Source organism: Sphingobacterium sp. 1.A.4, from assembly GCF_002734245.1.
GTDB classification, from domain to species: domain Bacteria; phylum Bacteroidota; class Bacteroidia; order Sphingobacteriales; family Sphingobacteriaceae; genus Sphingobacterium; species Sphingobacterium tenebrionis.
The window spans coordinates 36,013-48,569 of the sequence record NZ_PEAZ01000012.1; the positions used below are offsets into that span (position 1 = coordinate 36,013).

General features: G+C 38.3%; 13 protein-coding genes. 3 read left to right on the top strand and 10 right to left on the bottom strand.

Annotated elements, in window-relative coordinates; all coding sequences use genetic code 11:
• Window positions 1-5: 5 nt before the first annotated feature.
• Window positions 6-311 carry a DUF4134 domain-containing protein gene (locus CRJ00_RS01690; protein WP_099365192.1) on the bottom strand — a complete coding sequence of 102 codons (306 nt, stop codon included), beginning with the start codon at window positions 309-311 and terminating at the stop codon, window positions 6-8.
• 182 nt (window positions 312-493) lie between these two features.
• Here CRJ00_RS01690 and CRJ00_RS01695 point away from each other — a divergent pair, with 182 nt between their 5' ends.
• On the top strand, window positions 494-1,636 hold the full coding sequence (locus CRJ00_RS01695; protein ID WP_099365193.1) for a DUF3800 domain-containing protein: 1,143 nt from the start codon (window positions 494-496) through the stop codon (window positions 1,634-1,636).
• A gap of 81 nt (window positions 1,637-1,717) precedes the next feature.
• Here CRJ00_RS01695 and CRJ00_RS01700 read toward each other — a convergent pair whose 3' ends face one another.
• The 9 genes from CRJ00_RS01700 to CRJ00_RS01740 form a co-directional block, all read right to left on the bottom strand.
• Entirely contained in the window at window positions 1,718-2,143 is a 426-nt protein-coding gene (locus CRJ00_RS01700; RefSeq protein WP_099365260.1) for a DUF6527 family protein, read from the bottom strand.
• Window positions 2,121-3,278, bottom strand: a complete 1,158-nt coding sequence (locus CRJ00_RS01705; RefSeq protein WP_026763229.1) for a ThiF family adenylyltransferase — start codon at window positions 3,276-3,278, stop codon at window positions 2,121-2,123. Before CRJ00_RS01705 ends, CRJ00_RS01700 begins: the two co-directional genes overlap by 23 nt.
• Window positions 3,253-3,954, bottom strand: coding sequence for a multiubiquitin domain-containing protein (locus CRJ00_RS01710; protein WP_099365194.1), 702 nt, complete (start codon window positions 3,952-3,954; stop codon window positions 3,253-3,255). The genes CRJ00_RS01705 and CRJ00_RS01710 overlap by 26 nt, the downstream gene beginning before the upstream one ends.
• A gap of 317 nt (window positions 3,955-4,271) precedes the next feature.
• Complete coding sequence (locus CRJ00_RS01715; RefSeq protein ID WP_037351561.1) at window positions 4,272-4,517, bottom strand: DUF2188 domain-containing protein; 246 nt, start codon at window positions 4,515-4,517, stop codon at window positions 4,272-4,274.
• A 42-nt stretch (window positions 4,518-4,559) separates the two neighbouring features.
• A complete protein-coding gene (locus tag CRJ00_RS01720) occupies window positions 4,560-6,899 on the bottom strand; it encodes a S8 family peptidase (RefSeq protein ID WP_099365195.1) in 2,340 nt (779 codons plus the stop codon).
• 4 nt (window positions 6,900-6,903) lie between these two features.
• Window positions 6,904-7,995 (bottom strand): AAA family ATPase, encoded by a 1,092-nt coding sequence (locus CRJ00_RS01725; RefSeq protein ID WP_026763225.1) that lies wholly within the window; start codon window positions 7,993-7,995, stop codon window positions 6,904-6,906.
• A gap of 201 nt (window positions 7,996-8,196) precedes the next feature.
• Complete coding sequence (locus CRJ00_RS01730) at window positions 8,197-8,832, bottom strand: conjugal transfer protein TraD (protein WP_099365196.1); 636 nt, start codon at window positions 8,830-8,832, stop codon at window positions 8,197-8,199.
• 12 nt (window positions 8,833-8,844) lie between these two features.
• Window positions 8,845-9,294 (bottom strand): DUF3408 domain-containing protein, encoded by a 450-nt coding sequence (locus CRJ00_RS01735; RefSeq protein ID WP_099365197.1) that lies wholly within the window; start codon window positions 9,292-9,294, stop codon window positions 8,845-8,847.
• A 4-nt stretch (window positions 9,295-9,298) separates the two neighbouring features.
• Window positions 9,299-10,066, bottom strand: coding sequence for a ParA family protein (locus CRJ00_RS01740; RefSeq protein WP_099365198.1), 768 nt, complete (start codon window positions 10,064-10,066; stop codon window positions 9,299-9,301).
• Between the two features lie 760 nt (window positions 10,067-10,826).
• On the opposite strand from CRJ00_RS01740, the gene mobA reads away from it, so the two are divergent.
• The gene (gene mobA / locus CRJ00_RS01745; protein WP_099365199.1) at window positions 10,827-11,258 is read left to right on the top strand and encodes a conjugal transfer protein MobA; all 432 of its coding nucleotides are present in this window, start codon (window positions 10,827-10,829) and stop codon (window positions 11,256-11,258) included.
• Window positions 11,259-11,266: 8 nt separating this feature from the next.
• Window positions 11,267-12,547: a conjugal transfer protein MobB gene (gene mobB / locus CRJ00_RS01750; RefSeq protein ID WP_099365200.1), complete on the top strand. Its 1,281-nt coding sequence runs from the start codon at window positions 11,267-11,269 to the stop codon at window positions 12,545-12,547.
• Window positions 12,548-12,557: the final 10 nt, after the last annotated feature.

Consider the following 12,557-nt stretch of genomic DNA (forward strand, 5'->3'; position numbering starts at 1 on the left):
AGGGATTAAAGGAAGAATGAACGCAGGATAGTAGCCGCTACAATTAAGAAGATACACGCACCAAACCACGAAGCTGCGGTCTTGCTCGTGTCGGGGTCGCCGGAACTGAATTTGTTGTAAACCTTAACGCCCCCGATTAACCCGACGACAGCACCGATGGCGTAGATTAATTGCGTTGCGGGGTCGAAATAAGAGGTTACCATTTGGGTAGCCTCGTTGATACCTGCCGAGCCGTTTCCCTGTGCGAACGCACCAATTCCTGACAGCATTGCCACGGCTGTCAGCAAAACTTTTTTTCTCTGTTTTTCCATAATTGAAACACATTAATTTGTTACTGTTTATCCCGCACCTTGCGAGCTTTCGGGACAAAGGTGTTTCAGAAATCAGGGCGTTATAACAAAGTGGCAGTCAGTGGAATTGTTTGGCGGTGAGTGGCGGTTGTAAAAGGTATTTTTATAACTTAGGCATCTATTTATTTTAATACGCTAACATTATGATTGATTTTGAAATAGCAGAAATTGAAGCTGCTAATCAATTTGCCCAATTGCTAAACCCAAGGGTAGATTTTGCAACACCATACGTATTCTTTTACGATGAAACCAATAATATCAAAACATTCTATGTAAGAGAAAATGATTTCAATTATACGTTTACAGCTAATTTTGTTTTGGGAGGAGTTCTACATGAAGGAGCAGTATTGGATGTACAGCCATTGATAGATAGTTTTAAATTACAGAAGACAGCCAAGGAAGTAAAATTTAAACATATCGCATTTGGAGATTTTCTTGATTGTCTAAAATCCCAGAAGCTAAACCTCTTCTTTCGCTTTTTAAAAGAAAGCGATCTTTATGTCCATTATTCAAGTATAAATATTTTGTACTGGTCTGTAGTTGATATTGTAGATTCTGCGATAATGAATTCTGACGCAGCTATGCAATTAGGACCTGGATTTAACAATCAAATGAAGAATGACCTGTACAAACTCTGTCGTCTTGAAATAGATGCCGTCGTTCAACTTTTTTATGCTTTCGAATATCCTAATGTTAAACCTGAGAAAATTGGTGATTTCATAGAAGCATTGAGCAATCTTTTTGAAGAATATCTTCCGTTACAAGAATTTCATTTTGGGTTGGAATCTTTACGGCAGATATTGAAAGAGTCTAAAAAGAAAGGTGAGCTAGCTTTTGTTATGGATGAAAAAGATCACGTACTGTTAGCAGATTTGACACACTTTTATCTCAGACCTATCTATACCTTCAAGAATTCAACTCATATTTTCGACAACGAGGATTCTATCCGAGAAGCTTTGAACGAATATAGAATGCTAGATAAAGGAGTAGAGTTTAAAAACTATTCTTTTGTTGATTCTCAGGACAGCCAATTGACGCAACTATCTGATATTTTTATTGGTTTCATGGGTAAATATACCCAATACAGGAATACGCATACTATGGAAGAAATTAAAGCGGATATCTACTCTTTCTCAGGCTTACAATTAGAAAATATGAAGTTATTTATTGATATTATTAATAAATCAGACCATAAAAATCCTGCTTTTCTACACGCAACAGATAGTTATGAAGAGGTAAAGAAATTTGGGGAGCTATGCAAAATTATTGCAGGAAAACAACCTTAATTAGTATTAGATAACCCAAAGACAATATATAAATAAAGCCGAAGGTAATTCTTCGGCTTTATAGAAATAAAAATCAAAGTTCTACAATCGGAAAAGTTTGGAGATTTTCTGCCAAATAGTAGATTTTTGACTTTCTTGAATAACTGGTTCTTCTTTTGGAATATCCGGCATGTCAAAATACTCCGTCTTACGTTCTAAGTCATTTTCTCTACCTAGACGGATTTCCTTTTCTGTCCAATGACCAGCAAACTCAACGTTATTGTTCCTTATCCAATAATGAGACTGACATTCAAAATTCCAATTCCCTATAGACGGATAAAGCGTAATTGATTTGCCATTAAATGTCAACCTCCAATCTGTCGGAGACAATGGAGTTACCACTTCGTTACCACAACCACATACACATTTATGTATTGCAGTGCAGTATTCGATTGAGACGTATAAAATACCTTCTTCAACCTTTTCGGGAATGAACTCAACGAACTTATACTGTAACGACATCTTCATTAAAAATTTTAGATGTGCTAATAGCATATGAGCTGTGATGCTCATTTTCCAAATCAACATAAATTCCAGATAGCTTCTTCCATTTCAGGATAGCAAAAATTGCATTCAATGCATTCAATTCCGCAATTTGAATATTAGTAGCATATTCATTATTATCGGAATCTTCTGAAAAAATACGAAGAGGTAAATGGTCATTTTTGTCACGGGTGGCAGAAGTAACTCTTACAGCACCCGTAAGCTTGTTCTCAACGACATTCACACCCAAACCTACATCAGAAAACGGAATACCTGCGCTAGCCAAATAATCTGTTACCATCTTCCTGACAGCATTTTTATCAACACATATAAATACATAATCCATTTTATCTAACTCTAATAGATTCTCTTTCTTCACATAGTAGTCATGGACATAAATGTATTTGTGCATGTTAGAATACAACTTTTGATAATATGCAGCCTTTCTCGGATTTTCATCAAGGTCACTCATTGATGCAGCACCAGGCGAACGGAATGCATTGTGTTGGTCAAAGCTATCCCCATCAAAAAGATGGATTTCCTTTACCGGTGTTTTGGCCACCATATCCAAAATATATGCTCCAGTTCCTCCTAAACCAACAATTGCTATTTTCTGATTTTCCAATTTCGAATTAATAGCTTCTATGTTAGCACGGCTTGAATTAGTATCAATGTATTGGAATACTGTTTCATTAGAGCTGTCTGCTATCAGCTTAAAAGTCTTTTCCGTAACTAACGGATACAAATATTTGGCGGGAGCGGAAATGATATCTGCATACCTCTTGACCTTTTCGTAATAGTTAGGATATCCACCAGTAGGCTTATTAGAAAATGATCTATTTACGGTAATCTGATTGTTTAATACAGAATTACTGTTGCCATGTTGAATAGCGGTAATAACGTTGCCGTCGATTTCACAGGGATTATCTCCTATAAAAAAAATAACATGGTTTTGAATATCATGTAATGTAGTTACCAATATACCGTATTGTAGATTTTTGTTTTGATCAACAAAGGGTATATGGTGGATAAGTAAATATCCACCACGTACCTCGATCTCATAACCTTCGTCTCTTAGACGTTTAAGGTCGGGACTATGATTTATCAGTTGCTGTGACATCGAAGATCATTTTATTTTTGACACGAACAACTGAACCTTTAACCATAGTGCCTTCTGGTTTAGGTTCCCAACCTCTACTGTAAGTAACTGTATAACCTTTGTTTGGGTTATTATCATATGATCCAAAGGCTAAAACAACCAATTGCTCAAAAGAAATTTTTATTTCTTTCCATATGTGCGGACGTGCATTCACAAAGATGGTTACTTCAGTTGGTCTTGGCTTAGAAAAGAATCTCTCTTTACCCGGACGAGCTAAATCAACAACTTCATCATCGAATATTTGATCGTCTTGCCAGCCTTCCTTGATGTCAAGGAAGATATCATCTTCCGCAGGTATGTTGCCCAGCTCTCTGATTTGAGCCCCTCTGATGTATTGCTTATACCAAGTAAAAGGCTTGTCGTTAATGAAAAACTGGAGTTTTTTCTTTACAAAGAAATATTCAGTTTCTGGCCGAGCCAGATTTACCTGCTTTTCATTTTCAATAAGCTCATCCTGATAAGGTTTACTAATTGATAAAAATAACTCGGTATCTAAAGGTATCCCAGCAAGTTGTTTTAATTCTGCCCCTGTTTTGTATTGGTCAAAAGTCTCATATTCTTTGCCTTCTATTACAAATTTTAGGGGTATTTCTGGGCTATGGGAATGCAAATCCCCTTGATGATTATCTAACTTCATCGTAAATTAAATTTTGATATTAACTAATAAGTAATTGCTTATTGCCTATCATTTCAGCAATAAATAAGGGCTTGCCCTACGATAGTTTTAATCCTGATGCAATTGAAATTTTATACTATTAATACCAAGCCCTACTGCCTGAATTGCAATGACAGCAGGTTAAAATCACGAAAAGCTTGTTTATTACAAATAAAGGAAGTAGTTTTGAAGTGCAAAAACATTACTACCAAGAGCCTTGCAAGGGCTTTTGTTTCCTTTAAGGAATCAAGCCAGGTGATTTTCGCCTGGTTTTTTATTTTCTTACCTGCCTTTTTTCATTAAAATTTTGTGTCTGTTATTGATTTCGGATCGTTTCCGGGTTTAACAGTATCGCTATCTCTAATAGGTCCACCATTCGGGCGATGTATTCTAACTTCTCCTCCGCCATTATTTGATGAAAATTGTTTTGCAAGTTGTTCAGCTTGCTTTTGAGTACTGACAATTGCTGATGCTTTCTTGCCGCCTTCCTTTTGGACATTCCACCCGTCTTGTCCTTTTTTCTGTGTTACATGATAATTTGCCATAATTATAATTTTTATATTGTTTTTATTTACTAGTAATTGAACTTACCTAACTACTATACGTTCATCTACCTTCACATTCTCATGTAGGAAATTGTATTGATTCAGGAGCTGGGTTACTTCGTTATATACTTTTCCCTTTTTTCTTGTATCTCTTATAGTAATGATGGCGACAAATTCCTGGCTAATATCTCTACTATCTTTCACTCGTAATTCGTAATTGTTTCGATATGAAGCTTTAAGTTGCAAAAACCAAAGTCTATCCATATCTAAACACGTTCGCTTATGGCTTTCTTGTAGCTCTTCAAGATCTATACACCACTTTTTCACTGGTAAAAATAATTCTGTGTGACCAACGCTATAACTATGCAGAAAGCGTTCAGTTTTAAAAGTTGGAGATGCCGCTTTTTGCTTTCGGCTACTATATCTTGAAGGAACGAGAAGATTTTGAGCATCGTCCATATCAATTGGGTTTCTCTTTATTTTACTATCTATAACTTCTATCTTTTTATTATAAGTACCAAAAGATGCATCTACGTCACTTTGAATATATTCTGCCCCATGATATGAATTTATTTCTGGCGAGGTTACCAAAGTTATTTTCACTTGTCCATAAAAATGACCGTCTTCAACTAAACATTTGGGAAACGGAAAATCCATTATCTTAATGTTAGACCCCTTGTCCACAGAATCCATTAGAATTAAAGTTAACTCATCTAGATCGTTAAACAGGATATCATTTACTCTTGATGGCAACCCAAATCCTATCTGATTGATGCGATCAAAGAAATTTTCATCAAATTCCTCTGGATGCTTTGCGGAGTGTATCAATAGTGCTTTAATAAAATCCGGGTTAAACTCATCTTTTATAGAGCCGGCAAGTTCAGCAGCAAGAGCACTAACCCTTGGAGCACTATAGCTTGTCCCCACTGCCTTGCATACTTTTCCGTTCTCTGCGAAAGAACGTACGCCATTTATATCTAATTTGCCATTTAAGAATCCGACATTTCCTCCGTAATGGACTAAGTCTGGTTTTATTACATCTGAACAGCCGGGGCCTACCATTGAAAAAGGAGATGGATGGTTGAGGGGGGAAAGATCGTGGTCTCTTTTATCATGAGTAATAGATCCTACTACCAAAGTTTTTACACTCTCAGATGCCTCTGTGATTCTCCCACGAGGAGCCGCTTTTAAAAAATTGGAACAATTGCCCGCAGCTTTTACAATCAAAATATTATATTCAGATTGTAAATCATCCAAATACTTCGCAAAGTCTGAATATTTATTGTCTTCAATTGCAGTTTCATTACCAATTGAGAAATTCCATACCTTTACATCAGGATGCTTTTTAACCGCTTCTCGCATAAACTCCACCATCATAGGTTCATCTATGTAACCAAAATTACCGTTTGGAAAAATTACTGCCTCTGTAATTTTAAATGGCTTTGTACCTGTCCAGTCTTTGTTTTCTAATATATCTCCATAATTAATTATTCCAGCGACAAATGTACCATGCGATTTATCAAATTCATCAGATCCAAAAGCAACAAAGGTTCCTTCTTTCCATGGTTTTAAATGGTCAATATCACTTATGCCTTCATCAAAAACTCCTACTTTAAAATAATCAATGCCCTCTTCTGGTAGTTTAACTTCAATTATATCTTCTTCTATAAGGCCGCTTTTGGTCAAAGAAATAATAGGCACCTTGCTAATAGAGAAAATACTTTCACTTTCATTAAAATTTATCAAAGATTGCGGCTTAACTGATCTTACTCTATAAAGTATAAGATCCTTGGAGTATTGCAATTTTTGATACTCAATGTTGAGTTTTTCACAAAGATTTTCAAAGCTCCTTTCTGCTATTTCATTAAGCTTATAATCTCCATAGTTTATTAGCTTAATCTTTAAATCATTTTCTTCAGACTCTTCAAGATCAATTGTAGGAGCAAAGTCTTCAGCCGCTTCTATAGCGGAAATACCAACAATGTTTTTATCCACATCCTGTATTTTTTTCTCTATATCAACGATATCTTCAGGTCCATCAATTTTAACTAGTAATTCATCATCACCAACCATACCTATAATATTAACCTTCTTACCTTTATTGAAAATTTTTCCAATGGAACTCCTGTGTGTTTTGGCAAGGGCATCTTCATTTACTTTTAATCTGATTACAGTTGGCAAATAATTATCACTGGCGGCTTTTTGAGCTACCTTGGATTTTAACTGTCCAAAATATCCTTTGAAATAGTTTACTCTTTCGGTTAGTTCATCACCTTCCAAACGAAACTTTGCACCTTGGTTGTCAAAACCGGCTGGAAGATTATTTAAAGCTTTATCATTATCTCTTTTTTTAAATAGCTTTATTGGCAAGTTCTTTCCCATAACACTAATCTTTTAAATTGTTTCTAATCTGACGAATGGATACACTCAATAATTCGGCAATTTGCATTTGAGGAATGCCGTTGTCATTCAAATATTTTACTAATTCATCAGTTGTGTAGCTGCCATGTTTTTCAAATTGAAAAATCTCTATCAACAAGTCCTCTAAAGTTAATGCGGTTCTTTCTTGGACAATTGCATGTGTGAGAGCATTATTTATAATAGTCCTGATATCTGACGGCGTTTTTTGTGAAAGAAGTTGAACAAGTTTATCAGTCTTCTTCTTGTCGATGATTAAATCCTTTCCAAATTCTCCAGCATAAAGACTTATAATTTTGGATATATTTTCAACACTTGGTTGAGTTACCTCAATCACGCTATTGAATCTTCTCCAGATGGCTTTATCCAATAATTCAGGATGATTGGTCGCTGCTATTAAAACATTATTCTGCGAAAATTCATCAATGTTTTGCAACAGGCTATTTATAACCCTTTTTAGTTCTCCCATTTCATGTTGATCGTCACGTGCCTTAGCAATTGCATCAAATTCGTCTAAAAACAATATACATGGCTTACTATCAGCAAATTCAAATACTTTTCTAATATTTTTTGAAGTATTTCCCAATAGAGAGGATATTAATGCATCAAGTCTGGCTGTAACTAAAGGTAAACCCGTTTGTGCAGCAACATATTTAGCAATAGTTGTCTTTCCTACACCCGGAATACCATAAAGCAATAAAGTACATTGCAATGGCAGTCCGTGAGATTTGATCTTATCCTTATTATTTATGATTTTTATGAAATCTGCTACATTTCTATCAATAGTTTCAGGGAGAACAATATCTAATTTTACCGTAGCAGGATTGAATATATCTACAATGCTCATCCTTGTTTCAGAATCAACAGGTGCCGAAGTGATCAATTGCTCCATAGCCAATGTAGTAGTTCCTTTATTCTCCAATATGTTTTTTATACCCTTAGCCAATTGAAGATTTCCCTCCTCAGTTAGCTTCTCCATAAGCTTTTTAGCGTATTGAATTACTTTAGCCGGCTCTTTTTTTAAACCCCCTTCAATTATCTTAATTATCTCCGTGTACATTTCTTTTATAGTTTACGTGCTACAAACGTACACAAAAATAGAATACAAAGCAATAAAATCGTTATAAAAATCAAATAAATCGTTTCAAAAATTACAAACTATGTCATTTTTATACTTATAATCGTTATTAAAAGACAAGAAATAATCTTTTTACATCATATTGAAACTTGAAATAATTTCAAATAAAATAAGGGAGTTCGCTCACACAAACTCCCCAATGTCAAAATCACTCAAATCACTTTTCCGCAAGGTGGAAGAACCGTCGTCGCTTTCAGATGAAAGTGTGCTATCCAAAAGCTCGGCAATTTTTCGGGAAGCACCCTCAATGGAATTTTCCAGTAGGCTGAATAATTCGGTTCCCTGTAATTTCTGAACTATGGCTACCGCTGTTTCCTTTTGAGCCTGTTCCAAATTCTCTTTTTGGAGCAATGCCCCTACGGAGCTTAGTTCGTCGTAGGTAACCCCTTGGGCAAAACCGTTATCGCCACCGGATATTCCGTACCTGTTCCATTCTTCTTCCTCTTCCTCCAAATCAGGCATATTGCTGAAAACTTCGTCCAGTTCTTCCTGCGGAATTTGAATGCTGACGTTTTCCTTTTCGTCGTATTCAATGTCTAAATTATCAGGGTTTATCTCCGGTTCCGTCATTTGGCTTTCATTGGCAGTGTTTGGCAGGGGATGGCTTTTTACTGGCTTCGGCTGCCCCATAATATCGGGCAGGTTCGGGTTAACTTTTTTCTGTGTGGGCTTTTGCTCCGACCTTTTATGAATAACAATCTTATCCTGCAAAAGCAGGACAATAACGATGAGCAGGCATATCACAATTACTATTTCCATAATCAGATGCTTTTAAAAAATGGGTTTAAACTTTTCGTTGAAATCATCGGTAATGGCTTTTTCAAACATTTCAAAATGATGTTCAAGTATGTTATCGAGATAGGCATACAGGGGTATGGCATCTTTACCGATTACCTGTACAATACGGGATAGCCGTTCGTGGTATTCCTGCCGGATATAAATGCTTTTATCGCCCCGCTTTGTCATCGAGTGGGTTTTCAAAAAGTGTTCGCCGTAAGTTCCGTCAAGGTTTTTCTTGGTGCGGTTCCTTTCCCGTTGTGCAGGTTTGCTTTGTTGTAATTCTTCCTGCTTTACCTCATCTTGTTCCGCTTCCTTTACGTGCTCTTCGGCAGGTTCGGGCGGTAGCTGTAAACCCTCTTTTTTAACGCCGTCCACCATCAGGTTCATCATCAACTCTTCGTTAATGTCCGGCGTTACTTTTCGTTTATTATCTTTTTCCATAGGGCTATAATTGAATGATGTTTAAAAATTCGCTGATGAACAGGTCTAACTGGCAGGCTTTCATCAAACGCTCATCAGGCGGCATTACAGTAGAACGGAAAACCGATTTGCTATCCGCTTCGCTTTCCTTGCGAAAACGGGTGCTGTTCTTGATTTGGCTTTGCATCAGGCTTAACCCCAGTTGCTCGATAAGCTGATTATACACGTCGTATAAAGGTGTGCTTTCCCTGCCATCCACCTGGTTCCAAAACAGGTTAATGGTCTGTATGGAAGTTTCGCCCTTTTTCATAATCACATCCTGTAAAAGCTGGGTAAAGATGAGCGTACTTTCCATTACCACACGGTCTGCGGTAATAGGCGTAAAAATATGGTGCATTCCTGCGAGTGCTTTCAGAATGCCGGGCGTGTTCACAGTTCCAGGCAGGTCAAAAAACACCACGTCGATCGGAACGGAGGAAGCCGTTACAAATTCGTGTGCAGCATCCAGTACGCTATCTGCTTTATGCTGTGTAATGGGATAGGCTTTCTTGTTGATGGTAGTAAATTGCTTATATGCCAGTTTTTTCAAAGCCTCATTTTCCATTACCATTGCCAAATCACGGGTTTTCATTTTCATTAAACTATGCTGCGGAAAATCCGCATCAAATACGGCTACGTTGTAGCCCAACCGATAGTGCATCGTACTTGCCACAAGCGTGGTAAATGTGCTTTTGCCAACACCGCCTTTTTGTGAAGAAAAAGCGATAAACAGAGGTTTCTTTTTTGTGTCCATATTTTTAAAATTTAAAGTTTTCAAATTCCTGTTTTCAGGCTTGCAGGCGTTCCGGAAAGCCGTTCTGATTTCACACTTTCATTCAGGAAAGCTATCAGGGTTGCCTACGTTCCTACCTGATTGCCTGCTTCCTTGCAGTACAGTAGCCTTGCAATCATTCCGGTAGCTTATCAGGCAGGCTTGCCGTCATTCTTTCATTCCGTCAATCAACCAATCATTCAGGCGAGCCGTATAGTTGGATAGCAAGTGTTCACGCTTTCGGGCAGTCGTGCAATCTTGCTTTCTTGCATTCCTGCAATCAGGGAGGCAGGTTTGCCTACGTTCCTGAATGCGTGCTGTCTGCTATTCCTGAAGCACGGGCTGCCTGTCTTCCTGCCATCATTTAAGAGCAAAGAACCAATCAATTTCATTCGATTGTACGCCTGTGGCATTGTTTGGCGGTGTGTGGCACTGTTTGGCACTGTGGCATAGTGCAACGCTATCGGGAACAGGGCTTTACTTTGTATTGTGATTTTTATTAACGGATTTATGCGAATGACTTTTGACATATTGGGAGGTAACGGGAACGGCAACAAGCCGTTTTTCCCTGTTACATCCAATCCGTCCCGCAGGGCGGATTTTTGTGTTCACCGGAACACGGCAAGTTGTGTTTTGAGCATCTCGGAATGATTTCCGATGCTCAAAACAACTTGCCCTTTGCAGGGGGCAGAAAACACCTTCCGAAGTCAGGGTTTTGTATGGATTTTAAAATGGATTAGTGATGAACGATAACAACAAAAAGCAATTGAAAAAGACCGGACGCCGCCCCAAAGAAGACCCGGCGACCATCCGCTATACAATTTCCTTTAACGAGCAGGAACACGCCCGCTTTCTTGCCCTTTTTGATAAATCAGGGATGCAGGTAAAAGCGCATTTCATAACGTCCTGCATCTTTGACAAGACCATAAAAACCATTCAGATTGACAAGGGAACGGTTGATTTTTATATGCGGCTGACCTCCTTTCACAGCCAGTTCCGTTCCATAGGTGTAAACTATAACCAAATTGTAAAGCTGCTGTACAAGAATTTTTCCGAGAAAAAAGCCGCAGCGTTCCTGTATAAACTGGAAAAACAGACGGCTGAAATGGCAATGTTGTGTCAGAGAATTATCCAAATAAGCGAAGAATTTGAAGCCAAATACCTGAAAAAATAGCGGTAGAAATGATAGCAAAAATTGGAAGAAGTGCAAATTTATACGGTGCATTGGCGTACAATCAGCTTAAAGTGGAGAATGAAAACGGGCAGATTTTGTTCGCCAATAAGATGATTGAAACCGCAAGCGGTCACTATTCCGTGGCACAATTAGCCCAGTCTTTTGCCCCTTACCTGATAGCCAACCGCAATACCGAGAAACATACGTTGCATATTTCGCTCAATCCTGACCCGAACGACAAGGTAAACGACGACAAGTTTAGGGAAATGGCAGAACAGTATATGCGGGAAATGGGTTACGGCGAACAGCCTTTTGTGGTGTTCAAACACACGGATATTGACCGCAGCCATATACACATTGTATCGGTTTGCGTGGACGAGCAGGGCAAAAAGATTTCGGACAAATTCGAGAAAATGCGGTCTATGAATGTATGCCGAGAACTGGAAAGAAAACACCGATTGATACCCGCAACAGACAAGGAGCGCAACCAAACTGATAAGGTTTTCCGTCCGGTAGATTATCGGGCAGGCGATGTAAAAAGCCAAATCGCTTCGGTCGTTCGCCACCTGCCGAACTACTACCAGTACCAAACTTTGGGCGAATACAATGCTTTGCTTTCCCTGTTCAATATTACCGCCGAGAAAATCGAGGGCGAATTGCAGGGAAAGATACAGCAGGGCTTATTGTATATCCCACTAAATGAAAAAGGCGAAAGAGCCGGGCATCCGTTCAAGGCTTCGCTTTTCGGAAAGAGCGCAGGGCTTCCGGCTTTGGAATTGCATTTTGCGAAATGCAAAACGGCTTTGAAAGATAGCCCTACCAAACAGACCCTAAAATCTGCCGTTACCATTGCCCTGAAAACCACGAGCGATGAACAGGTATTTAAAAAGCAGTTAGCGGAACAGGGTATTAATGTAGTCGTGCGCCGGAATGATACAGGGCGCATTTATGGTATCACATTTATTGACCACAATTCCAAAGCGGTTTGGAACGGTTCACGTTTAGCAACTGAACTTTCTGCCAATACCTTTAACGATTATTGGAACAATAACATCAAACCGGATATTAAAGAACCTGTCGTTTTACAACCCAAACTATCCACATCAAATGATGCGGATCTTCCTGCGGAAGAACCACACCATTTGTTCGACTTCTTAACTACGGAAAAACACGAAGACGGTTTGATTGAAGCATTGGGTGGTTTATTGCCCGAAGCCCAGGGCGAAGATTACGAGGAACAGGATTTTGCTAATAAAATGAAGAGGAAAAGCCGGAGGAAAAAATCCTAATTTGCCTTTT